The organism is Streptomyces sp. NPDC001348, from assembly GCF_053597535.1.
Map to the genome: position 1 here is coordinate 24543 of NZ_JBSFIK010000029.1, position 22951 is coordinate 47493.

General features: G+C 70.9%; 21 protein-coding genes. 8 read left to right on the forward strand and 13 right to left on the reverse strand.

Annotated elements, in window-relative coordinates:
• Positions 1 to 9 precede the first annotated feature (9 nt).
• From ACWC21_RS27035 to ACWC21_RS27045, 3 genes are all read right to left on the reverse strand, one after another.
• A complete protein-coding gene (locus ACWC21_RS27035) occupies positions 10 to 972 on the reverse strand; it encodes a carbohydrate ABC transporter permease (RefSeq protein WP_450885429.1) in 963 nt (320 codons plus the stop codon).
• A complete protein-coding gene (locus ACWC21_RS27040) occupies positions 972 to 2258 on the reverse strand; it encodes an ABC transporter substrate-binding protein (protein ID WP_450885430.1) in 1287 nt (428 codons plus the stop codon). Before ACWC21_RS27040 ends, ACWC21_RS27035 begins: the two co-directional genes overlap by 1 nt.
• 80 nt (positions 2259 to 2338) lie before the next feature.
• Positions 2339 to 3358, reverse strand: coding sequence for a carbohydrate kinase family protein (locus ACWC21_RS27045; RefSeq protein WP_450885431.1), 1020 nt, complete (start codon positions 3356 to 3358; stop codon positions 2339 to 2341).
• A 128-nt stretch (positions 3359 to 3486) separates the two neighbouring features.
• Between ACWC21_RS27045 and ACWC21_RS27050 the strand changes: the two genes are divergently transcribed.
• Genes ACWC21_RS27050 through ACWC21_RS27065 form a run of 4 tightly spaced genes read left to right on the forward strand, consistent with a single transcriptional unit; the run spans position 3487 to position 9946 of the window.
• Positions 3487 to 4251 (forward strand): DeoR/GlpR family DNA-binding transcription regulator, encoded by a 765-nt coding sequence (locus ACWC21_RS27050; protein WP_450885432.1) that lies wholly within the window; start codon positions 3487 to 3489, stop codon positions 4249 to 4251.
• On the forward strand, positions 4248 to 5585 hold the full coding sequence (locus ACWC21_RS27055; protein ID WP_450885433.1) for a 6-phospho-beta-glucosidase: 1338 nt from the start codon (positions 4248 to 4250) through the stop codon (positions 5583 to 5585). The genes ACWC21_RS27050 and ACWC21_RS27055 overlap by 4 nt, the downstream gene beginning before the upstream one ends.
• Before the next feature lie 54 nt (positions 5586 to 5639).
• Positions 5640 to 8687, forward strand: a complete 3048-nt coding sequence (locus ACWC21_RS27060) for an alpha-mannosidase (protein ID WP_450885434.1) — start codon at positions 5640 to 5642, stop codon at positions 8685 to 8687.
• A gap of 8 nt (positions 8688 to 8695) precedes the next feature.
• Positions 8696 to 9946 carry an alpha-L-fucosidase gene (locus ACWC21_RS27065; RefSeq protein WP_450885435.1) on the forward strand — a complete coding sequence of 417 codons (1251 nt, stop codon included), beginning with the start codon at positions 8696 to 8698 and terminating at the stop codon, positions 9944 to 9946.
• Positions 9947 to 9995: 49 nt separating this feature from the next.
• On the opposite strand, the gene ACWC21_RS27070 is transcribed toward ACWC21_RS27065, so the two are convergent.
• Together ACWC21_RS27070 and ACWC21_RS27075 are read right to left on the reverse strand one after the other, a co-directional pair.
• Entirely contained in the window at positions 9996 to 11681 is a 1686-nt protein-coding gene (locus ACWC21_RS27070) for a carbohydrate binding domain-containing protein (RefSeq protein ID WP_450885436.1), read from the reverse strand.
• A 167-nt stretch (positions 11682 to 11848) separates the two neighbouring features.
• Positions 11849 to 12994, reverse strand: a complete 1146-nt coding sequence (locus tag ACWC21_RS27075; protein ID WP_450885437.1) for an ATP-grasp domain-containing protein — start codon at positions 12992 to 12994, stop codon at positions 11849 to 11851.
• A gap of 305 nt (positions 12995 to 13299) precedes the next feature.
• On the opposite strand from ACWC21_RS27075, the gene ACWC21_RS27080 reads away from it, so the two are divergent.
• Complete coding sequence (locus tag ACWC21_RS27080) at positions 13300 to 14208, forward strand: metallophosphoesterase family protein (protein WP_450885438.1); 909 nt, start codon at positions 13300 to 13302, stop codon at positions 14206 to 14208.
• The gene (locus ACWC21_RS27085; RefSeq protein WP_450885439.1) at positions 14156 to 14836 is read left to right on the forward strand and encodes a 4'-phosphopantetheinyl transferase family protein; all 681 of its coding nucleotides are present in this window, start codon (positions 14156 to 14158) and stop codon (positions 14834 to 14836) included. Before ACWC21_RS27080 ends, ACWC21_RS27085 begins: the two co-directional genes overlap by 53 nt.
• Positions 14837 to 14900: 64 nt before the next feature.
• On the opposite strand, the gene ACWC21_RS27090 is transcribed toward ACWC21_RS27085, so the two are convergent.
• The 3 genes from ACWC21_RS27090 to ACWC21_RS27100 all read right to left on the reverse strand — a co-directional run bounded on the left by ACWC21_RS27090 (position 14901) and on the right by ACWC21_RS27100 (position 16496).
• Positions 14901 to 15128, reverse strand: coding sequence for a hypothetical protein (locus ACWC21_RS27090; protein WP_450885507.1), 228 nt, complete (start codon positions 15126 to 15128; stop codon positions 14901 to 14903).
• A gap of 139 nt (positions 15129 to 15267) precedes the next feature.
• Positions 15268 to 15807 (reverse strand): toxin-antitoxin system, toxin component, encoded by a 540-nt coding sequence (locus ACWC21_RS27095; RefSeq protein ID WP_450885508.1) that lies wholly within the window; start codon positions 15805 to 15807, stop codon positions 15268 to 15270.
• A 32-nt stretch (positions 15808 to 15839) separates the two neighbouring features.
• The gene (locus ACWC21_RS27100) at positions 15840 to 16496 is read right to left on the reverse strand and encodes a helix-turn-helix domain-containing protein (RefSeq protein WP_450885440.1); all 657 of its coding nucleotides are present in this window, start codon (positions 16494 to 16496) and stop codon (positions 15840 to 15842) included.
• A 235-nt stretch (positions 16497 to 16731) separates the two neighbouring features.
• On the opposite strand from ACWC21_RS27100, the gene ACWC21_RS27105 reads away from it, so the two are divergent.
• Positions 16732 to 17403, forward strand: a complete 672-nt coding sequence (locus ACWC21_RS27105; RefSeq protein ID WP_450885441.1) for an MmyB family transcriptional regulator — start codon at positions 16732 to 16734, stop codon at positions 17401 to 17403.
• Positions 17404 to 17518: 115 nt separating this feature from the next.
• Here the strand turns inward: ACWC21_RS27105 and ACWC21_RS27110 are convergent, their stop codons facing one another.
• From ACWC21_RS27110 to ACWC21_RS27130, 5 genes are all read right to left on the reverse strand, one after another.
• On the reverse strand, positions 17519 to 18454 hold the full coding sequence (locus ACWC21_RS27110; RefSeq protein WP_450885442.1) for a PDR/VanB family oxidoreductase: 936 nt from the start codon (positions 18452 to 18454) through the stop codon (positions 17519 to 17521).
• Positions 18451 to 18639 carry a hypothetical protein gene (locus ACWC21_RS27115; RefSeq protein ID WP_450885443.1) on the reverse strand — a complete coding sequence of 63 codons (189 nt, stop codon included), beginning with the start codon at positions 18637 to 18639 and terminating at the stop codon, positions 18451 to 18453. The genes ACWC21_RS27110 and ACWC21_RS27115 overlap by 4 nt, the downstream gene beginning before the upstream one ends.
• Positions 18636 to 19709, reverse strand: a complete 1074-nt coding sequence (locus tag ACWC21_RS27120; RefSeq protein WP_450885444.1) for an aromatic ring-hydroxylating dioxygenase subunit alpha — start codon at positions 19707 to 19709, stop codon at positions 18636 to 18638. The genes ACWC21_RS27115 and ACWC21_RS27120 overlap by 4 nt, the downstream gene beginning before the upstream one ends.
• Before the next feature lie 189 nt (positions 19710 to 19898).
• Complete coding sequence (locus ACWC21_RS27125; protein WP_450885445.1) at positions 19899 to 20243, reverse strand: glycosyltransferase; 345 nt, start codon at positions 20241 to 20243, stop codon at positions 19899 to 19901.
• Between the two features lie 46 nt (positions 20244 to 20289).
• On the reverse strand, positions 20290 to 20673 hold the full coding sequence (locus ACWC21_RS27130) for a hypothetical protein (RefSeq protein WP_450885446.1): 384 nt from the start codon (positions 20671 to 20673) through the stop codon (positions 20290 to 20292).
• A gap of 164 nt (positions 20674 to 20837) precedes the next feature.
• Here ACWC21_RS27130 and ACWC21_RS27135 point away from each other — a divergent pair, with 164 nt between their 5' ends.
• The gene (locus tag ACWC21_RS27135) at positions 20838 to 22892 is read left to right on the forward strand and encodes a phosphocholine-specific phospholipase C (protein ID WP_450885447.1); all 2055 of its coding nucleotides are present in this window, start codon (positions 20838 to 20840) and stop codon (positions 22890 to 22892) included.
• Positions 22893 to 22951 lie beyond the last annotated feature (59 nt).

Below are 22951 nucleotides of genomic sequence, written 5' to 3' on the forward strand. Positions count from 1 at the left end.
ACGGCCTCCCTAGTCTTCGCCCCGGCGCTGCACCAGGCGCCAGTTGATGATCGAGAAGATGATGACGACGAGGAAGATGCCCCAGGCCACGGCGGCGCCGTAGCCGAAGTCGTTGTTGTCGAAGGTCTGCTGGAAGAAGTAGAGGACCATCGTCCGGCCCGCGTGACCCGGACCGCCCGCGAACGTCGAGTCGTTCGAGGTGTTCTGCAGCAGGACCTGCGGTTCGGAGAAGCTCTGCAGACCGGTCACGGTCGAGACGACCAGCACGAACAGCAGCGTCGGCCGCAGCAGCGGCAACGTCACCCGGAGGAACGTCTGCACGGGCCCCGCTCCGTCGATGCGCGCCGCCTCGTACAGGTCACCGGGGATCGTCTGCAGACCGGCGAGGAAGATGATCGCGTTGTAGCCGGTCCACTGCCAGGTCATCAGGGTCGCGATGGCGACCTTGATGCCCCACGGTGTGTTCAGCCAGGCCACCTGGTCCAGGCCGACCGCCTGCAGCAGGGCGTTGATCAGGCCGAAGTTGGTGGAGAAGACCGAGCCGAAGATGATGGCGATCGCGACCACCGAGGTGACGTTCGGCAGGAAGTAGGCGACGCGGTAGGCGTTCTTGAAGCGGACCGCCGAGTTCAGCATGACGGCCGTCACCATCGCCAGGGCGATCATGGGGAAGGTGGACAGCGCCCAGATGACGATCGTGGTCCCGATCGACTGCCAGAAGTCGCCGTCGCTCAGCAGGTACTCGTACTGCGCCAGGCCCGCCCACTCCATCGAGCCGAGGCCGTCCCAGCGGTGGAAGGACAAGTAGAGCGAGAAGCCGACGGGTATCAGACCGAAGGCGAGGAAGAGCAGGTAGAAGGGCGAGATCGCGGCGTAGAGATGCCAGTACTTGCGCAGACCGCCGCGGGGTCGCGGGGGAGCCGTCTGCGCCGTCACCACCGGAGGTTCCTGCAGCGCGGGGAGGGCGGCCATCAGTAGCTCACCCCCAGGTGCTGGGCGATGCGCCGGCACTTGCTCATGGCGTCCTTCCAGGCCTTTCGGGGATCCTTGCCGAGGACGCCCACGTTCTTGATCTCGTCCCTGATGGGCTGCCCGAGCGCGATGTCGTACGGGCTGTTGTAGGCGACGGCGATCTTCTGCGCGGCGGGTCCGAAGACGTCCGTCGTGTTCTGGCCGCCGAAGAAGGGGTCCGGCTCGCGCAACTGCTTCAGGCCGTACGAGGCGGGGGTGGAGGGGAACAGACCCGCGTCGACGTAGCCCTGAGCCTGGTTGGCCGCGTCGAGCATCCAGGCGATGATCTCGAAAGCCCGCTCCGGCTCCCGGCACGCCTTGGTGATGGACAGGAACGAGCCGCCGTTGTTCGCGGGCCGCACGGGCATGTCGGCGACCCGCCACTTGCCCTTGGTCCTCGGCACGCCGTTCTTGAGGTCGTAGGTCGCCCAGGAGGCACCGAGCTGGCTCGGCAGCTTGCCGTCCGCCACGGCCGACAGCTGGTCGGGGGTGCCGGTGACGAGGTTCGAGACGAGACCCCGCCGCTTGGCCTCCACGGCGAGTGCCCAGGCGTGCCGTACGTGCTCCTCGTCGCCGATGAAGTTGCGGTTCTTGTCGACGTACCGCTTGCTGCCCTGGTTCACCGCGTTGTCGAAGACGCTGTTGACGTCGGTCAGCAGGGAGGTGCCCGGGATGTGCTTGCGCAGCCGCTCGCCCGCGGCGAAGAACTTCTCCCAGGTGTCCAGTTCCTTCGACACGTCCGCGGGCTCGAACGGCAGCCCCGCCTTGCGGAAGACCTCGTACTGGTAGAGGTGCGCGACGGGGCCGCAGTCGATCGGGAAGCCGATCATCGAACCGTCGTCGGCGATGCCCTGCTCCCACTTCCAGGGCAGGTAGAGGCTCTTGTACTTGTCCGCCCCAAGGGTGCGAAGGTCCACGAACTGGTCGGCGTTGGGCAGGTACGACGCCATGTCCTCGCCCTTGAGGCCCGCGATGTCGGGGACATGGGCCCGGCCGGCCAGGGTGGTGATCAGCTTGGAGCGGTAGTAGCCGCCGATCTTGATGGCCTGCAGGTCGACCGTGTCGCCGTAGCGGGCCCTGGCTCTCTTGACGACCGTGTCGCCGAGGCCGCCGTCCCAGTACCACAGGACCATGTTCCGGCCCGTCGAACCGGTGGGAACGGCACAGCCGGACGCCAGGCCGCCGAGCGCGGTGGCGGCCGTACCGGCCAGGCCCGCGCGCAGCAGGCCCCTTCGTGAGAGCCGCAAAGCTCCCACCGCCTTTCGGAATCGTTGCGCGACTTCGCAGAGGTGCGCGATGTACGCGGATGTCGCGGATGTACGGGCGATCAGTGCGGACGTGCGGGAGGGGTGACGGGGGCGTGCCCGACGGGAGGGCCGGGGTCGGCCGGTAGCCGGTCCGCGAGGAACCCGTACGCCCGCCTGAGCCCGGGGTCGGTCAGCGAGCGCCACCACTGGTCGACGCCGTACCAGCCGGGGGCCGCCAGTGCGCCGCCGTGGTGCCGCACGGACAGCCCGGCGGCCAGGACGGCGAACCGCAGCCGTTCCTCGAGCGGCCAGCCGCCGAGCGAGGCCGCGACGAAACTCGCGCCGAACACGTCGCCGGCGCCCGTCGCGTCGAGCACGTCGACGTCGAGGGCCGGGACCTCCGCGAACTCGCCGGTCGTCTGGTCGACGGCCACCGCCCCGTCGCCGCCGCGCGTCACCACGGCCACCGGCACCAGTTCGGCGAGCGTGCCGAGGGCCGCGAGCGCGCTGTCGGTGCGGGTGTACGCCATCGCCTCGGCCTCGTTGGGGAGGAACGCGTGGCACAGGGCGAGCTGGTCGAGGAGGTCGGCGGACCACTGCCGGGTGGGGTCCCAGCCGACGTCGGCGTAGATCATGGTGCCGTTCGCGGCGGCCTTGGTGAGCCACTCGCGCGGTTCGGCCTCCAGGTGCACCAGGGCCGTCCGTGCCTCGGGCGGGTCGCCCACCAGCGCGTCCTGTGAGTACGGCGGCTCCTGGCCGTGGGTCACCAGGGCGCGGTCGTGGCCGTAGGCGAGGGCCACCGTCACGGGGGTGGGCCAGCCCTCCGCGGTACGGGACAGGGACAGGTCGACGCCCTCCTGTCCGGCGAGGACCTCGTGGCAGTGAACGCCGTAGAAGTCGTCCCCGAAGACGGTGGCCAGCGAGGTCCGCAGACCGAACCGGGCCGCGGCCACCGCGAGGTTGGCTATGCCGCCGGGACCGCAGCCCATCCCCGCGGTCCAGATCTCCTCGCCGGGCGTCGGCGGTCCGCCCAGGCCGGTGAGGACGAGGTCGTAGAAGAGCAGCCCGGTCAGCAGCACATCGGGCCGGTCGTCGCCCACGGAACCGTCCTCTCGTCAGAGCTCTGCAAATTCAATGCCCGGAATCGTGCGCTGCTCCGCGAGTTTGGTCAATACCTGAGCAGATCCGAGCATAGAAATGATTGAAGATGACGAGTACTGTTCATGCCGTGCTGGCAGAACGACGACACCAACTCATCCTCCGGGCTCTGCGCTCCGGTGGACCCGCGGCCGTGACCGATCTCTCCGAGCAGCTGGGTGTGAGCCCGGCCACGGTCAGGCGCGACCTGGTCAAGCTAGAGGAGGACGGCCTGCTCACGCGTGTCCACGGCGGCGCCGTCGTCGAGGACGGCGACCAGCCCTTCGCCGAGGTCGCCGAGGTGCGGGTGGCGGAGAAGGACGCGATAGCGGAGTGCGCCGCGGCGATGGTGCGGGACGGTCAGTCGGTGCTGCTCGACATCGGCACGACCGCCTACCGCCTGGCCCGCCAGCTGCACGGGCGGCGCCTGACGGTGATCACCAGCAACCTGGTGGTCTACGAGGAACTCGCCGACGACGACGGGATAGAGCTGGTGCTGCTCGGGGGCATGGTGCGCCGTGAGTACCGGTCCCTGGTCGGCTTCCTCACCGAGGACAACCTGCGTCAGCTGCACGCCGACTGGCTCTTCCTCGGCACCAGCGGAGTACGCCCGGGCGGTCAGGTGATGGACACCACGGTGGTCGAGGTGCCGGTGAAACGGGCCATGATCAGGGCCGGTGACAAGGTCGTCCTGCTCGCGGACTCCGCCAAGTTCCCGGGTACGGGAATGGCGAAGGTGTGCGGTCCCGAGGACCTGGACGTGCTGGTGACGAACGCGCCGGTCGACCCGGCGACCCGCTCCTCGCTCGAGGAGGCGGACGTCGAGGTGGTCGTGGCAGGAAAGGTGCAAGGGTGAGGCTGACGATTCTGGGCGGCGGCGGGTTCCGGGTGCCGCTCGTGTACGGTGCGCTGCTGTCGGACCGCGCGGAGGGCCGGGTCACGCACGTGGTGCTGCACGACCTGGACGCCGGACGGCTGTCGGCCGTGACCCGGGTGCTGGCCGAGCAGGCCGCGGGGGTGCCCGACGCGCCCCGGGTGACGGCGACGACCGACCTGGACGAGGCCCTGCGCGGCGCCGACTTCGTGTTCTCCGCGATCCGGGTGGGCGGTCTCGAGGGGCGCGCGAACGACGAGCGGGTGGCGCTCGCGGAGGGTGTGCTCGGCCAGGAGACGGTCGGTGCGGGTGGTATTGCATATGGTCTGCGAACAGTGCCCACGGCGGTCGACATCGCCCGACGCGTCGCCCGTCTCGCCCCCGACGCGTGGGTCATCAACTTCACCAACCCGGCCGGCCTGGTCACCGAGGCCATGTCCCGCCACCTCGGTGACCGCGTGATCGGCATCTGCGACTCCCCGGTCGGGCTCGGCCGCCGCATCGCCCGCGTGCTCGGCGCGGACCCGAAGGAGGCGTGGATCGACTACGTGGGCCTGAACCACCTCGGCTGGGTCCGGGGCCTGCGTGTCGCCGGCCGCGACGAACTCCCGCGCCTGCTCGCCGACCCCGGCCTGCTGGGCTCCTTCGAGGAGGGCAAGCTCTTCGGCGTCGACTGGCTGCAGTCGCTCGGCGCCGTTCCCAACGAGTACCTGCACTACTACTACTTCAACCGCGAGGCCGTGGGCGCCTACAAGGGTGCCGGTCAGACCCGCGGCGCCTTCCTCCGCGACCAGCAGGACCGCTTCTACGAGGAGATGAAGGATCCCGGGGCGTCGGCCCTGAAGACCTGGGACCGCACCCGCGCCGAACGCGAGGCCACCTACATGGCCGAGAACCGGGAGACCGCCGGCGCCGGTGAGCGTGACGCCGACGATCTCTCCGGCGGCTACGAGAAGGTGGCGCTCGCCCTGATGCGGGCCATCGCACGCGACGAGCGCACCACCCTGATCCTCAACGTCCGCAACCGCGGCACCCTGTCGGTGCTGGACTCCGAGGCCGTCATCGAGGTCCCGTGCCTGGTGGACGCCAACGGCGCGCACCCGGTGGCCGTCGACCCGCTGCCCGGCCACGCCACCGGACTGGTCTGCGCGGTGAAGGCCGTCGAGCGCGAGGTGCTCGCCGCCGCCGAGTCCGGCTCCCGTGCGACAGCCGTGAAGGCCTTCGCGCTGCACCCGCTGGTCGACTCCGTGAACGTGGCCCGCAGGCTCGTCCAGGGCTACACGGAGGTCCATCCGGGCCTGGCGTACCTTAGGTAGACCCTCGCTGGAAAGCGCTTTCCATCCGCTTGCTCCCCTCCCTGGAGACCTCTTATGCACGACGAACGCAGCAGGATCGAGGAGCGTGTGACTCGCCTCCACGACCAGCGCATCAAGCCCGCGATCTACGCGGCCACGGTCCCCCTCGCCGTCGAGGCCTGGCAGGCACCGGGGGAGCCGGTCCCGTTCCAGGAGGCCGCTGCCGCTCCGTACGAGCCCTTCGAGATGGGCACCCCGTGGGGCCCGCCCTGGGGTACGACCTGGTTCCGGATGCGGGGGCAGGTGCCCGCCGAGTGGGCCGGCCGGCGTGTCGAGGCGGTCATCGACCTGGGGTTCGTGGGCGACTGGCCCGGCAACCAGGCCGAGGCGCTGGTCCACCGCACCGACGGGACGCCGCTGAAGGCGGTCAACCCGCTCAACCAGTACGTGGCGATCGCCAATCCGGCGGCGGGCGGGGAGAGCGTCGACTACCTGGTCGAGGCGGCCTCCAACCCCGACATCCTGGCGAACAACTTCGCGGCACCGACACCGCTGGGCGATGTACTGACGGCAGGCGACCGTCCACTGTATACATTCCGCCGGGCCGACATCGCCGTGCTGGACGAGGAGGTTTGGCACCTCGACCTCGACATCCAGGTGCTGCGCGAGCTGATGCTGGAGCTGGGTGAGCACGACCCGCGCCGGCACGAGATCATGCACGCGCTGGACCGTTCCCTGGACCGGCTGGACCTGGACGACATCGCCGGCTCGGCGGCGGACGTGCGCGCGGTGCTCCGGCCGGTGCTCGCCAAGCCCGCCCACGCCAGCGCGCACGTGATCTCCGGCGTCGGGCACGCCCACATCGACTCCGCGTGGCTGTGGCCGATCCGGGAGACCAAGCGCAAGACCTCCCGGACCTTCTCCAACGTCACCTCCCTCGCCGACGAGTACGAGGAGTTCGTCTTCGCCTGCTCGCAGGCCCAGCAGTACGAGTGGGTGCGCGACAACTACCCGCAGGTGTGGGCCCGGATCCAGGAGTCCGTGAAGAAGGGCCAGTGGGCGCCGGTCGGCGGCATGTGGGTGGAGGCCGACGGCAACCTGCCCGGCGGCGAGGCCATCGCCCGCCAGCTGATCCACGGCAAGCGGTTCTTCATCGAGCACTTCGGCGTCGAGACCAAGGGCGTCTGGCTGCCGGACTCCTTCGGCTACACCGCCGCCTACCCGCAGCTCGCCAGGCTCGCCGGCAACGAATGGTTCCTGACCCAGAAGATCTCCTGGAACCAGACCAACAAGTTCCCCCACCACACCTTCTGGTGGGAGGGCATCGACGGCACCCGCATCTTCACCCACTTCCCGCCGGTCGACACCTACAACGCCCGTTTCAGCGGCGAGGAGATGTCCCGCGCGGTCCGCAACTACAGCGAGAAGGGCGGCGCCACCCGGTCCCTGGCCCCCTTCGGCTGGGGCGACGGTGGTGGCGGCCCGACCCGCGAGATCATGGAGCGGGCACGGCGGCTGAAGAACCTGGAGGGCTCCCCGAGGGTGGAGGTCGAGCACCCCGACGCGTTCTTCGCCAAGGCCCGCGAGGAGTACCCGGACGCCCCGGTGTGGGTCGGCGAGCTGTACCTGGAGCTGCACCGGGCCACGTACACCTCGCAGGCCCGCACCAAGCAGGGCAACCGGCGCAGCGAACACAAGCTGCGCGAGGCGGAGTTGTGGGCGACCACGGCCGCGCTGCACGCCCCGGGCTACACCTACCCGTACGAGAAGCTGGACCGGCTGTGGAAGACGGTGCTGCTGCACCAGTTCCACGACATCCTGCCGGGGTCGTCCATCGCCTGGGTGCACCGCGAGGCGGAGGCCGAGTACGCGCGGGTCGCCGAGGAGCTGGAGGAGCTGACGGCACAGGCCGTCACCGCGCTGGGCGGCGGCGGGACCCGCGTGTTCAACACCGGCCCGTTCGACCGGGCCGAGGTGGTCCGTACGGGCGCCGGCGCACCGGCGTACGTCGAGGTGCCGGCGAGCGGCAGCGCCCCCCTCGAGGGCGCCGAACCGCCGCAGCCGGTGACGGTGAGCGGCCGGGTCCTCGACAACGGGCTGGTCCGCGTGGAGGTGGCGGAGGACGGCACACTGTCGTCCGTGTACGACCTGCGGGCACGGCGCGAAGTCCTCGCCGACGCCGGCAACCTCCTGCGCCTGCACACCGACCTCCCCAACTACTGGGACGCCTGGGACATCGACAAGCACTACAAGAACCGGTACACGGACCTGCTCGAGCCGGACTCCGTGACGGTCGTCGAGGAGGATCCGCTGCTCGGCGCGATCCGCGTGGAGCGCACGTTCGGCAAGGGCTCGAAGATCACCCAGACGATCACCCTGCGCGCGGGCAGCCCCCGCGTCGACTTCGAGACCGACATCGACTGGCACGAGGCGGAGAAGATCCTCAAGGCGGGCTTCCCCGTGGACGTCCGCGCCCCGCACTCCAGCGCGGAGATCCAGTTCGGCCACATCCAGCGGCCCACGCACACCAACACCAGCTGGGAGGCGGCCCGCTTCGAGGTCTCCGGCCACCGCTGGGTGCACATCGGCGAGCCCGGCTACGGTGTCGCGGTCATCAACGACTCGACGTACGGTCACGACGTCTCCCGCACGGTCCGCGAGGACGGCGGTACGACGACCACGGTCCGCCTGAGCCTGGTGCGCGCCCCGCGCGTCCCGGACCCGGGGGCCGACCAGGGCCGCCACCGCTTCGTCTACTCCCTCCTGCCCGGCGCGAGCATCGCGGACGCGGTCGCCGAGGGCTACGCCCTCAACCTCCCCCTGCGGGTGGCGGACTCGGCGGGCGAGCCGGAGCCCGTCGTCTCGGTGGACGGCGAGGGCATCACCGTCGAGGCGGTCAAGCTCGCCGACGACACCTCCGGTGATGTCGTGGTCCGCCTGTACGAGTCCCTGGGCGGCCGTGCCCAGGGCGTACTGCGCACCGGCTTCCCGCTCGCGGGCGCCCAGGTGACCGACCTGCTGGAGCGACCGCTCGAGGACGCGGAGACCGACGCCGACGGCGCGGTGACCGTCGCCCTGCGGCCCTTCCAGATCCTGACCCTGCGCCTGCGGCGTGCGAGGTGAGCCGACCCGTGCCCATGCAACCGTGGTTCACCGACGCCAAGTTCGGGATCTTCGTCCACTGGGGCATCTACGCCGTCGACGGTGTCCAGGAATCCTGGTCCTTCTACGACGACATCGTGCCCTATGACCGGTACATGTCTCAGCTCGAACGGTTCACCGGCGCCCACTACGACCCGCGGGCCTGGGCCGACCTGTTCGCCCGCGCGGGCGCCAGGTACGCCGTCCTCACCAGCAGGCACCACGACGGCGTCGCCCTGTGGGACACCGCGTACGGCGACCTGAACCTGGGCCGCGACTACCTCTCCGGTTACGCCGACGCCCTGCGCGAGAAGGGACTGAAGGTCGGCCTCTACTACTCGCACTCCGACTGGAGCCACCCCGACTACGCCACCACCCGCAAGCCGGGCCGCCCTCCCGAGCTGGAGGACAACCGGTACTCCGAGTGCTCGGCCGAGGACGAGGACCTCCAGGCCTGGGAGCGGTACATCGCCTACCGTGACGGCCAGGTCCGTGAACTGGCCTCCCGCTACCGGCCCGACCTGATGTGGTTCGACGGCGAGTGGGACCGCAGCGAGGAGCAGTGGCGGATCAAGCAACTCGCCGCGCTCATCCGCTCCTACGTCCCCGACGTCGTCTTCAACGCCCGCATGCTCGGCGAGGGCGACTACGCCACCCCCGAGCAGGGCGCCCCCATCGTGCCGCCGGAGGGCCCCTGGGAACTGTGCCTGACGATCAACGACTCGTGGGGTCACCAGCACCACGACCACAACCACAAGTCGCTCGCACAGCTCGTCCGGTACTTCACCGAGACCATCGGCGGGGGCGGCAACCTGCTGCTCAGCGTCGGCCCGAGAGAGGACGGCACCATCCCGCAACCGCAGGTCGAGCGCCTCGAAGGACTGGGGGAGTGGATCCGCAGGCACTCCGAGGCGGTGTACGGGACGGTGCGCGGGCTGCCGGCCGGGCACCACTACGGGCCCAGCACCCTCTCCGCCGACCGCCGCACCCTCTACCTGACCCTGTTCGACGCGCCGCGCGCCGAGATCGGTGTCCGGGGCCTGGCCACGAAGGTCCGCAGGGTCACGGTGCTCGGCACCGGTGCCGAACTCGGCCACCGGGTCGTCGGAGGCCTGCACGAGGCGGTCGGCGTGCTGTGGATCGACCCGCCCGCCGAGTCCGACCTCGACCCGTACGCGACCGTGCTCGCCGTCGAACTGGACGGCGAACTGGAGCTGTACCGGGGTTCGGGCCGGTTCTGACGTGCCGAGGCGGCCGGCCCTGGCGGGGCCGGCCGCCGGAGCGGGACCCTCAGCCGGTGAAGCCGGCCGTGATCGAGGTGAACTGCCAGTTGTTCTGGCTGATGCCGGAGCAGTTGCTCACCACGCCGCCGCCCGCGCACGGACGGTCACGGTTGACCGACCAGAAGGCGAGCCGGGCGATGTGGTGGGAGTTCGCCCAGTCCCGGATCTGGGTCCAGATCGCCGGGGTGGTGTTCTCCTGCTGGTCGGACAGGCCGTTCATACCGGAGATGCCGATGTGGGAGTAGGCGGTCGCGTCGTCCCACCCGAAGGTCGACTTCAGTTTGGCCTTCAGGCCCTCGGCGGCGTTCACCGTGCTGCCGTACATGTCCGAGCCGCCGCCGAAGTCGAACGGCATGATCGTGAAGACGTCGATGTTCGCGCCCAGCGACTGCGCCTGCTCGATGAGGCGGTTGCCGTAGTAGGTCGGGCCGGTGGTCGACGTGCCGAAGGTGACGATCGTCCTCAGGCCGGGGTTGGCGGCCTTGACGGTCTTCAGCGCGGTGAGGATCTTCGCCTGCACGGCCTCGTTCTCGAACTCGTCCGAGTTCTCGATGTCCATGTCGATCGCCTTCAGGGAGTAGGCGTCGATCACCTTCTGCAGGGCCCCGGCGAGCGCGCTCGCGGAGGAGCAGTTGGCGCCGAGCTTGCTGCCCTGCCAGCCGCCGAACGAGGGGACGATGTCGCCGCCGGCGGATCGGACGGCGTTGACGGCGCTCTGGTCGGCGCCGCCGGTCAGCGGCCGGCTTCCGTCCCAGGCGGGGGTGCAGCCGCCGGAGTCCAGCACGAAGGCCATGGTGAACCACTTGACGCCGGTCGCGTTCATGACCGTGCTCGGGCTCGGCGGATCGCCCCAGCCCTCGTACAGGTAGGGGGCGGCCTGCTTGAAGCCGCTGTTGCCGCCGCCCGCGTCCGTGGTGACCGTCACGGAGTTGGAGGCCGCCGACACGTTCCCGGCCGCGTCGCGTGCCTTCACCGTCAAGGCGTACGCGGTGTTCGGCGACAGTCCGCCGACCGTGGCGGTCGTACCGGAGACGCTGAGCACCTGGGTGCCGCCGCTGTAGACGTCGTAGGCGCTCACGCCCACGTTGTCCGTCGACGCGTTCCATTTCAGCGACACGCTCGAGGAGCTCTTGCCGGTGGACGTCAGGCCGGTGGGCGCGGTCGGCGCCTGGGTGTCCGAGCCGCCGTCCCCGCCGCCGGGTCCGTCCAGGCTGAAGTCGTCGGCGTAGTAGGTGCCCTGGGCGTACCAGCCGTGGACGTAGACGGTGGCGCTGGTCTGGTTGGCGCCGGTGGTGAAGGACACCGACAGCCGGCTGTACGCGGACGGTGACGTCGTCCAGGTGGAGGCGCCGCCGCTCACGCCCAGATAGACGTAACTGCCGCGCACCCAGCCGCTGAGGCTGTACGTGGTGTTCGGCTGGACGGAGACCGTCTGGCCGCACTGGGCGTTGTCGCTCGAAGTGACCGCTCCGGCAAGCGCCTTGGAGCCGCCGTGCACGGGTGAGGAGACCACTGAGCCGAGGTTCTGGCTGCAGGTCCAGGGGGAGAGACCGCCCGATTCGAAGCCGGGGTTGGTGAGGATGTCGGCCGCGTGGGCGCTGATGGGGAGGGCGATGGCCCCGGCGAACGCCAGGGCCGCGGAGCCGATCAGGGCGAGGAGACGGCGTCTGGGACGCCCGAGTGGGTTGCGCACGCGATCTCCCTGAATGAGGGGGGTTTCGGGAGTGCACGAGGTGTGCGGGGGTGCGGGGAGTACGGAAGGCGGTGCGCAACCAAGTTGGTATGGACCAATCATGGTGTCAAGGGGCTGCGCCATGATTGGTCCAGACCGGTGGGCGGTGTGCTTCAGGCCGTGGCGCCTCAGGCCGGTGCCGCAGCGGCGGCACCCGGCTGTGCCGCGACCTCGGTGTCGGGCGCCGCCGCGGGCGAGGGCACCGTCGGCAGCAGCGGCCCGGTCTCCTCCGTGCGCTGCCGCGGGAACGACACCGGCCGCACCGGACGAGGCCCGGACACCACGGCGTAGTCCTGGCCCAGGAACGGTGGCACGATCTCGCCGGGTTCCTCACCCAGTGCCAACTGCACTGCCGCCCAGGGCGCGTTGATCCCGCACAGCGACAGCTGGTGCAGACCGCCGGCCGGGCGGGTGTTGACGTCGAGCAGCACCGGCTGCTCACCGAACATCCGGAACTGGATGTTGGACAGGTAGTGCAGTCCGAACCCCTCCGCGATCAGCCGCGCAGGCGCCAGCCACCGCTCGTCGAGCGTGAAGCCGCGGCGGCGCCCGTTCTTGGTGCGGCCCACGGACAACCGGACACGGTTGTCCGTGCCGGTGAGGCAGTCCACCGACACCTCCGGCTCCGCCAGGCGAGGCATCACCAGCCAGTCCACCGGCTCCTCGGCCTCCCGCACCGCCGCCACCACCAGATCCAGCGGCACGTGCGGCCCAGGGAAACCGCTCAGCTGCGCCAGCGAGAACGGCGCGCGCGTGATGACCCGGAAGCCCACGCCGCCCGCACCGGCGGCCGGCTTGAAGCACGCCTTGTGCCCGGCGGCCTCCAACTCGTCTACAGCGGTGAGGAGTTCGTCCGCCGTACGCACCCGCCGCCACGGCGGCACCGGCACGCCGACCGAGGCGACCGCCTGGTAGGCGGTCGCCTTGTCCTCGAACACGGCGGCGCCCTCGGGGGTCGGCGCCAGCAACGCCGTACCGGCCGCCTCGAACTCGGCGCGCTGCGCCACGATCGCCGCCTGGTGCAGACGCGGCACGAACACGTCGATGCCGCGCCGCGCGCACTGGTCCAGCGCGTACTCGACGTACCCGGCCGGGGACAGGCCCTCCGGCTCCAGCTCGGCGGTGTCGGCGGCGGCCAGCACGGGAGAGTCCGGATCGCCGTGCGTGGCGTGGATCTCCACCGCCCGGTCGCTGGGATTTCTCCGCAGCTGATCCATGAAGAACACGTTCTCCGCGTACGTGCGGTTGAGCCAGACGCGTACGCGAGAGAGCATGCAGGCCGCCTTTCAGGCTTTTCGGGCAGGGCGCAGCGGCCCGTGCCCGGGCAGGGGGGATGGAGGGACACCGAACCGCCCTGCGCTGAGGGCGTTCCTGGCGGTGGTGTTGGGGCGATCATACGGCTTTCAACGGCCCCTGCGTGCAACGCCCGTGTTACGGATGTGCCGGCCCTGCCGAGGAGCTCGGCCGGTGCCGTGGAACGGCGGCGCCACGGCGCGCCCCGCACTGGCGCGGATTGTCCTTGTCCGGTGACCGTGGATGTGTTCTCGTGGTGTCACTGACATGATCGGAAGGGGCCAGGGTGGAGTCCACGGCCGGCCGGGCCGGGCGGTTGCTGGCCATCAGCGACCTGCACGTCGGATACCCCGAGAACCGTGCCCTCGTCGAGCGGATGCGTCCCGGCTCGGACGACGACTGGCTGATCGTGGCCGGCGACGTGGCCGAGACGGTCGCCGACATCCGCTGGGCCCTCGAGACCCTCGCCGGCCGCTTCCGCAAGGTCTTGTGGTCCCCCGGCAACCACGAACTGTGGACGCACCCCCGGGACACCGTCACCCTGCGCGGCGTCCGCCGCTACGAGCACCTCGTCGACCTCTGCCGCGAGCTGGGTGTGACGAGCCCCGAGGACCCCTACCCCGTGTGGCGCGGCCCCGGCGGTCCCGCGGTCGTCGCACCGCTGTTCCTGCTGTACGACTACTCCTTCCTTCCCGAGGGGTGCGCCACCAAGGACGAGGGCCTCGCCCACGCGCACGGCACCGGCATCGTCTGCAACGACGAGCACCTGCTGCACCCGGACCCCTACCCCAGCCGCGAGGCCTGGTGCCGCGCCCGGGTGGCCGGGACGGAACGCAGGCTGGCCGAGCTGCCCGAGGACCTGCCCACCGTCCTGATCAACCACTATCCGCTGGACCGGCATCCGACGGACGTGCTGTGGCACCCCGAGTTCGCCATGTGGTGCGGCACCCGGCTCACCGCGGACTGGCACCGCAGATTCCGCGTCGCCACCATGGTCTACGGTCATCTCCACATCCCGCGGACCACCTGGCACGACGGCGTCCGCTTCGAAGAGGTGTCCGTCGGGTATCCCCGCGAATGGCGGGGGCGTCCGCAGGCGCCCGGAATCCCGCGTCGTATCCTGCCGATGGAGGTCGAATCCGGTGATCGAGGAGCTGCTTCCGCACTCGGTCGTGGCCGTGGAACTGCACGGTGACGACGAGCTGCGGGACGCCCCGCTGTACCCCGGGGAAGCGGCACTCATGACCCGGGCGGTGGCCAAACGCCGCCGCGAGTTCTCAGCCGTGCGGGCCTGCGCCCGGATCGCCATGGAGAAGCTCGGCGTGCCCCCGCAGCCCGTGCTGACCGGCGAGAGCGGCGCGCCGCGCTGGCCGGACGGTCTGGTCGGCAGCATGACCCACAGCGACGGCTACTGCGCCGCCGCCCTGGCCCGCGCCGCCGACCTGGCCTCCCTCGGCATCGACGCCGAACCGCACGAGGTGCTCCCGGAGGAGGTCGTCTCCTACGTCTTCCTGCCCGCCGAGGCCGAACGGCTGGGCCGGCTCACCGAGGAACGGCCCGACGTGCACTGGGACCGGATCCTGTTCAGCGCCAAGGAGTCCGTCTACAAGGCCTGGTTCCCGCTCACCGGCCAGTGGCTGGACTTCTCCGAGGCCGACATCGACATCGTCCCCGAGCCCGGCCCGGAACCGGGGGGCAGCCTGCACGCCGAGCTCCTCGTGCCGGGGCCCCGGGTGGGCGGTCGCCGCGTCGGCCGGTTCGAGGGCCGCTGGGGCGTCCGGCGCGGCGTGGTCATGACGGCGGTCGTGGTGCCGCATTCCTGAGCGCGCCCCGGGCCCGGGAACACCGGCCGTGCGGTCGAACGACGCGTCCCCGGGCCCGGCAGCCTCAGGACCGCGGGCGCCGGCCGTGCAGCAGCCGGAAGAACTCCCCCTCGTTGCCCGCGAGTCCGGCGTCGGTCAGCGCCCGGTCCGCCTCGGCCAGCACGGCGGGTGGGACGAGGACGGGCCGGGGTTGGTCCGGCGGCCCGTCCAGGGCGGCGCGCACGGTGTGCAGCAGCCGCAGATATGCCTGGACGGCGGCGCGCTCGCGGTCGGTCAGTACGGCGGTGTGCATCGGTCGGCTCTCCCCGTCGAGTGTCATGGTCCACGCACTTCGCAGCGCGTACGCCGCACACGGCGGCGGCGCACCTCCAGCTTGCCGTCCGCCACTGACAACGCCGCCCCGCCGTAAGCGGGTCACCGTCCGGCGTACCTCAGCCCTGCCGGCGGAGATACCCCAGCGACGCCTCGATACGGCCCGCCAGGTCGTCCCGCGGCACCGGCCCGCACAGTGACGAACCCGCCAGCCGCGTACGGCACTTGCTGGCCAGCAGCAGGCCGAAGGCCTCGGCCTGCTGCTCCTCGGCCAGGTCGAAGCGGGTACGGGCGGCCACCCTGTGCACGGCGGCCTCCAGGGCCTCCTGGTCCTGGTCGTCGCCGAGCAGCCGTGACGCCACCCGTACGCCCTCGAGGTGGTGGCCGCCGTGGCCGGCCTGCATGTGCCACAACTCGTGCCCGAGGATGACCAGCTGGTGGTCGGGCGCGGTGCGCTCCTCCACGACGATCAGGTCCCGGTCGGCCATGTCGAGCCACAGCCCGCTGGCGGTGCCGGGCGGGAAGGCGGCCGCCCGGAACAGCACGGGACGGCCGCGGCGCCGGCTCATCGCGTCGCACAGTGCCGCGTACAGGTCGTCCGGCCGCGCCGGGGCGGGAAGGGTCAGTTCGGCGACCAACTCGCCGCACAGACGGCGCATCTGCCGGGCGGTGCCCACTCTTCCGCGCAGTTTCACGACTCGGGCCGCTTGACGCTCTCCAAGAGCATGTCCAGCCACTCGGCGACCTTGTCGCGGTGCTGGTCGGTGGGCAGCTGAGCGGCCCGCCAGGCGATCCCGCGGACACCGTGGTCCTGCAGCAGCCGTTCCAGCGGATCCTCGGCGGCCCGGGCGGCCGCCCGTTCGCGGTCGGCCAGCTTCTGCAGCAGTTCCTGCTCGGTGCGCTGCAGGGCACCCGCGAGGGCTTCGGGGTCCTCCGCGGTGAGGAAGCCGGCGTGCACCCGGAAGAAACGCTGCAGGGCGTCGCAGTGCTCCATCGTGGGACGCCGGTCGCCGTTGATGAGCGCGCCCGCCTGCTGCCGGGACATGCCCGCCCCGTCGGCGATCTCCTGCTGGGTGTACCTGCGCCCGTTGGGCTTCAGCCGGGTGCGGCGCAGCAGGTCCAGGCGCTGCAGGAACCTCGCCTGCACATCGGGCTCGCCCGCGGGCCGGCCGCCGAGCAGGGACCGGACCACGGATTCGGGGACGCCGCAGGCGACGGACAGCCGTCTGACGTCGAAGACCTCGGCGTGCGGTACACCGAGCCGGTCGGCGAGCGCGGTGACGCGGGCGACGACGGCCGGCAGCTGGGCGGTCGCCGTGGCGCCCGGATCCTCGTAGCCATCCGTCACCGACAGATCTCCTACGTCTCTCAGAGGCTCAACACGAGACTCACCACAAACAGTTGCCGTGAACTTCCCGGAGAGTAGCGGGTGCTTCGAACTCACATCCAGGTCTCGCCACAACTGTGGCCAATTTCAGCCGTCAACAGGCATGAAATGCCACGATAGTTGACATGACTCTTGTCGGGGCAGCAGGATCAGGGCGCCGCGTGAAGGCCGCATAGGCAAGAGGGGTGACCTCCCGATGGCACATCAGGCAGGTGGGCAGCGGCCGGAGCCGCGTCCCGTCCCCGAGGGTCTCGAGGCCCAGGCGTATCTCCAGGACTACGCCGCGCTCCTGGAGGCCGTCCCCTTCCCGTCCTTCGTCGTCGACCAGAGCTGGGACGTCGTCCTGGCCAACAGCGCGTATCAGACACTTTTCCGGGGTGTCGGCCCGCATCCGACGGCCATGCCGGGCGACAACTTCCTGAGGTTCGTGCTGTTCCACCCCGACGCGGCCACCGTCCTCGGCGAGCACGAGCCGAGCTGGTGCCTGCCGATGCTGGCGCACTTCAAGGCCGTCTGGGAGCACAGCGTCCACGACCACGGGCTGCAGGCGATCCGCCGGGACATCGCCCAGGACCCGCTCATGGAAGCCGCCTTCCGGCAGGGCCTGCCGCACTGGATCCGCACCGTCGGCGAGAACGCCGGCGAACCCGACGGAGCCGTCCGTCCGCTGCTCCACCCGGACCCGCGCTGGGGTGCCACCGACTGCCGGATCGTCGTCGAGACCCCCAGAGCCCTCCAGTCCCTCGGCTACGCCCGCCTCACCCTGGTCCTGCGCGACTCCCGCCGCCCCGCCGCGGCCCCGCGCCGCCCGCGTCGCGCCCGCGCCACGGCGAGCCATCTGGCCGTCGTCCCGGCACCGGAGGCCTGACCCGGCACCGTCGGCGTTCAGGTCGCCGACGGCGCCGGGCCGTCCGCCGCGCGGCCCTCACCCGGTGGCACCACCGGCACCAGCGTGCACCAGGCGGGTCGTGCCGTACGCCGGGTCAGAGGTCGAGGACGAGCCGCGCTCCCCGGCACCGGGACACGCAGATCATCATCGTGTCCCCGGCCGCCTGCTCCTCGTCGCTGAGCACCGAGTCGCGGTGCTCGGGAGTGCCCTCGAGTACGTCCGTCTCGCAGGTGCCGCAGGTGCCCTCGGTGCAGGAGTAGAGCACCTCCACGCCCGCGGCGCGCACGGTGTCGAGCACCGAGACACCCGCGGGGACCGTGAGGGTACGACCGCTCCTGGCCAGCTCCACCTCGAACTCGCCGTCGTCGCCGACGGGTTGCGCCTTCGGCTGGAACCTCTCCACGCGCAGCGCTCCGGCCGGGCACCGCTCCTCGACCGCGTCGAGCAGCGGGCCGGGGCCGCAGCAGTAGACCAGGGTGCCGTCGGGCAGGTCGTCGAGCACCGATCCGAGGTCGAGGAGTCCCGTCTCGTCCTGCGGGGCGATGGTCACCCGGTCCCCGTAACGGGCCAACTCGCCGGTGAACGCCATCGACCGGCGCTCCCGCCCGCCGTACAGCAGGGTCCACTCGGCGCCCGCCGCCTCGGCCGCGGCCAGCATCGGCAGGATCGGGGTGATGCCGATACCGCCCGCGACGAACCGGTAGCGGGTGGCGGAGTGGAGCGGGAAGTTGTTGCGCGGTCCACGCACCCGCACCTTGTCGCCCGGCCCCACCTGTTCGTGCACGTACGCCGATCCGCCCCGCCCGTCCGGCTCGCGCAGCACCGCGACACGCCACACGGCACGGTCGGCCGGGTCACCGCACAGCGAGTACTGCCGCTCCAGGTCCGGGCCGAGGAGCACGTCGACGTGGGCGCCCGGCTCCCAGGCGGGCAGTTCCTCGCCCAACGGGTGGCGCAGGGTCAGGGCCACGACGCCCTCGGCGGCCGACTCCAGCCGGTCGACCACGAGTTCGGCCTCGTACACGTTCATGAGCCGGCTCCTTGCGGCGGGTGGTGACCTTCGGGGTGGCCGAGCATCCACTCCCACATGGCGACCGGGTCCTGGGCGGTGTGCTCGGCGCCGCAGTGGCAGGTGCCGTGCAGGACATCGGTGCCCGGCAGCCAGTCGATGCGGTAGACCTCCCCGGTGGCGGCCTGGCGGGCGGGCGTCGTCACTGGACCTTCTCCACGGGCTTGTCGCCCTCCTCGACCAGCCGGGCGAGGATGCGGCGGGCGGCCAGGCCGCCGGTGTCGATGTTGATGCTCAGCTCCTGGTAGCCGGTGCGCTCGGTGCCGAGCGTCCTCTGCAGCAGGTTGAGCGCGTCCACGTCCTGCATGACGACGGTGTGGTTGTTGCCCCGGAGGAACTCGGTGACCTCGTCGTCGTCGACCGCCCAGTCCCGGGAGACCATCCAGAAGTCGTACACGTGGCCGTCGGTGGACGGGGTGATCGCGTACGTGATCTCGGTGTGGAAGCCGTTCGGGTCGCTGCCGTCCGGTTCGGGCAGCACGCCGACCGGTGCGATGCGGCTGTGCAGCAGGTACAGGCAGGGCGCGTGGTACTCGATGTCCTGCCAGCGCGTGATGCGACCCTCGATACCGGTGGAGCGGGCGTAGAACGGGGGACAGGCGGCGTCGTCCATGTGCCGGCTGACCCGCACGATCCCCGCCCCCTCGTCGACCTCCGTCGTGATCGGCGTCTCGGCGACCTCCGGGGTGCCGATGTAGCCGCCGTGCAGATACGTCTCGTGGGAGAGGTCGAGGAGGTTGTCGACGAGGAGGCCGTAGTCGGCGTCGATCGGCTCCATGCCACGGACGGTGACCCACCCCGGGGCGTCGAGGTGCCGGGCGCGCGGGATGGTCAGCGGGTCGGCGAGCGCCGGGTCACCGATCCACACCCACACCAGCGAGTCCTGCTCGACGACCGGGTAGGAGGCGACGCGGGCGGTGCGCGGGACGCGCTTCTGCCCCGGCACGTACACGCACGTACCGGTGGTGTCGTAGGTGAACCCGTGGTAGCCGCACACGATCCGGTCGCCGTCGAGCCGGCTGGGCCTCTCGTGCAGCGGGAAGCGGCGGTGCACACAGCGGTCGTGCAGGGCGACCGGCGTGCCCTCCTCCTCGGTGCGGTAGAGGACGAGTGGCTCGCCGAGAACGGTCCGTCCCAGCAGCTCCTCGCGCCCCACCTCATGGCTGTAGGCGGCGACGTACCACTGGTTCCTGGCGAAGGCGGTCGTGTGGGGCATGGCGTTCCCGTCCCTGTGAGCGGGGCGTCTTCGCCCCTCGAGCCGTGGTTGGACCCAGAGTCGTGATGCCGGCGGCAGCGCGGCAAGATGACTTCTGCCAGACGGAAGCGCTTCGGTGAGAGCACTGCCGGCGACACCGATTCGGGCCACCGCCCGCACATCCGGGTGCGTTCGGGGTCCTGCCCCGGCTCAGGCCCGGGCGGCGGCCTCGCCCAGCACGAGCGTGGCCGCCGCCGCCCAGGTCACGCGTGCGGACAGCCGACCGCGTACGTCGGCCATGCGCCGGTAAGCGGCCTCCCGGCCGACAAGGCACTGTTCGATCCGCTCGGCCCGGACGTCGGCGTCCTTGTCGGTGTCCCTGGTGACCGGCGCGATCAGTGGTTCGGCGTCACTGCCGAGGTGTTCGCGCAGCAGCTGAGCCAGCCCGCTGTTGGCGCTCACCAGCAACGGCACACCGCGGATGACGGCCTCCACCCCGATCAGCCCGAACCCCTCCGAGCGGGAGGGCATGACGACCAGACTGGCGCAGCCCACAGGTCCCGGTCCAGTCGTCCGGGATCGCGGGAATAGCCGCGCACGGTCACTTCCATCCCGGGGGCCCCGACATGTCGAGGATCTGCTGCCGCTGGGCGTCGCCCAGGCCGGACGGCGCTCCTCGTACGACGCATTCGACCGGGTCGGTGGATGCCTTGGTCCGCAGCTCGTGCACCTGGCCGAGGGCCCGGGCAGCCAGGTCGACGCCCTTGCGCCTGGCGTCGTCGGTGCGGCCGACCAGCAGCACCTTCAAGGGGGGCCGGGCGGCGGAGTGCGCAGGGCCGGCAACGGCTGTCCCTGCAGGTCGAAGCCCGGGTCGAGGCGGAGCACGCTGTGCGTCCGACTCTGGAGCACGGTGACCCCCGGCCGCCCGGTGACCGAGCAGGCCCGAGCGCTCCACCGCGAGCGGCGCAGGCGCCGACCGGATCACCGCGCGGGGCTTTCTTGGCGAGGTCTTGGTCTCGCGTACCGACGCCCGTCACATGACAGCCACCGCACCCTTCCCAGACGTTCGGTGCTCTTGGAACACTCGCACCGCGCTTCGTTGGTCACGTTCCGGCCATCCCGTGCGCCAGGATGAGAGGTCCCTCAGCCATGCCCGAAGTCAACCGGCGTCGATTCCTCCAACTCGCGGGCGCCACCTCGGCGTTCACCGCACTGTCCAATAGCATCGAGCGCGCCGCCGCGCTGCCCGCCAACCATCGCACCGGGTCGATCGAGGACGTCGAGCACATCGTCGTCCTGATGCAGGAGAACCGTTCCTTCGACCACTACTTCGGCTCACTCAGAGGTGTCCGCGGCTTCGGCGACCCGCGTCCGGTGGTGACCCGCCAGGACGGAAAGCCGGTGTGGTACCAGTCGGACGGCACGAAGGACCTGCTGCCCTTCCACCCCGACGCCGACGACCTCGGGCTGGCGTTCATCCAGGACCTCCCGCACGGCTGGAACGACGGACACGCCGCCTTCGACCAGGGCAAGTACGACAAGTGGGTGCCGTCCAAGGGCTCCACGACCATGGCGTACCTGACCCGTGAGGACATCCCCTTCCACTACGCGCTCGCCGACTCGTTCACCGTCTGCGACGCGTACCACTGCTCGTTCATCGGCTCGACCGACCCGAACCGCTACTACATGTGGACGGGTTACACCGGCAACGACGGCAAGGGCGGCGGCCCGGTCCTCGGCAACGACGAGGCCGGCTACAGCTGGACCACCTACCCCGAGCGCCTGGAGAAGGCCGGGATCTCGTGGAAGATCTACCAGGACGTCGGCGACGGCCTCGACGCGAGCGGCTCCTGGGGCTGGATCCAGGACGCCTACCGCGGCAATTACGGTGACAACTCGCTGCTCTACTTCAAGCAGTACCAGGACGCGAAGCCCGGCGACCCGTTGTACGACAAGGCCCGCACCGGCACCGACGCCCGCAAGGGCGAGGGCTTCTTCGACCGGCTGAAGGCCGACGTCAAGGGCGGCAAGCTGCCGCAGATCTCCTGGATCGTGGCCCCCGAGGCCTTCACTGAGCACCCCAACTGGCCCGCGAACTACGGTGCCTGGTACGTCGCCCAGGTCCTGGACGCCCTCACGGCCGACCCGAAGGTGTGGGCGAAGACGGCCCTGTTCATCACCTACGACGAGAACGACGGCTTCTTCGACCACCTGGTCCCGCCCTTCCCGCCGGCCTCCACCGCGCAGGGCGGCTCGACCGTCGACGTCGGCCCCGACCTGTTCAAGGGCGACGGCAGCCATGTCGCCGGCCCCTACGGGCTGGGGCAGCGCGTGCCGATGATCGTCGTCTCCCCGTGGAGCAAGGGCGGTTACGTCTGCTCCGAGACGCTGGACCACACCTCGATCATCCGGTTCATGGAGCGCCGCTTCGGTGTGCACGAGCCGAACATCTCGCCCTGGCGGCGCGCCATCTGCGGCGACCTGACCTCGGCGTTCGACTTCTCCCACACGGACACCCGGCCGGCCGTCCTGCCGGACACCGACGGCTACCGGCCCCCGGACCACGACCGCCACCCCGACTACGTGCCGACCCCGCCCGCCGGCCCGGCGCTGCCCAAGCAGGAGCGCGGGCACCGGGCCACCCGGCCGCTGAAGTACGCGCCGCTGGTGGACGGTTCGGCGGACGCGGCGACCGGCAGGCTCACGCTCACCTTCGCCTCCGGTGCCCACGCGGGCGCCGCCTTCCTCGTCACCTCCGGCAATCGCGCCGACGGCCCTTGGAGCTACACCACCGAGGCCGGCAAGTCGGTCGCCGGCACCTGGGATTCGGCGCAGTCCGGCGGCGCGCACGATCTGACCGTGCACGGTCCCAACGGGTTCCTGCGCGTTTTCAAGGGTTCCGGAAAGGCCGCCGGCCCCGAGGTCACCGCCCGGTACACCGGCGACGACGTCGAGCTCACCTTCACCAACCGGGGCACCGGCACCGCCCGGTTGAAGGTGGCCGACGGCTACGGCGGACGGCCGCGGACGGTGACCGTGCGGCCCGGGGCGCGCGTCCGGCTCACCGTGGACCTCTCGGCGAGCCGCCGCTGGTACGACCTCACCGTCACGTCCGAGACCGATCCGGCGTTTCTGCGCCGGTTCGCCGGACATGTCGAGAACGGGCGTCCCGGTGTCAGTGACCCGGCGATCGTCACGGAGTAAACGGACGATGAATACCGCATCGTGGGGACTGGTCAGGTACCGGTCAGCTCAGGGTAGTG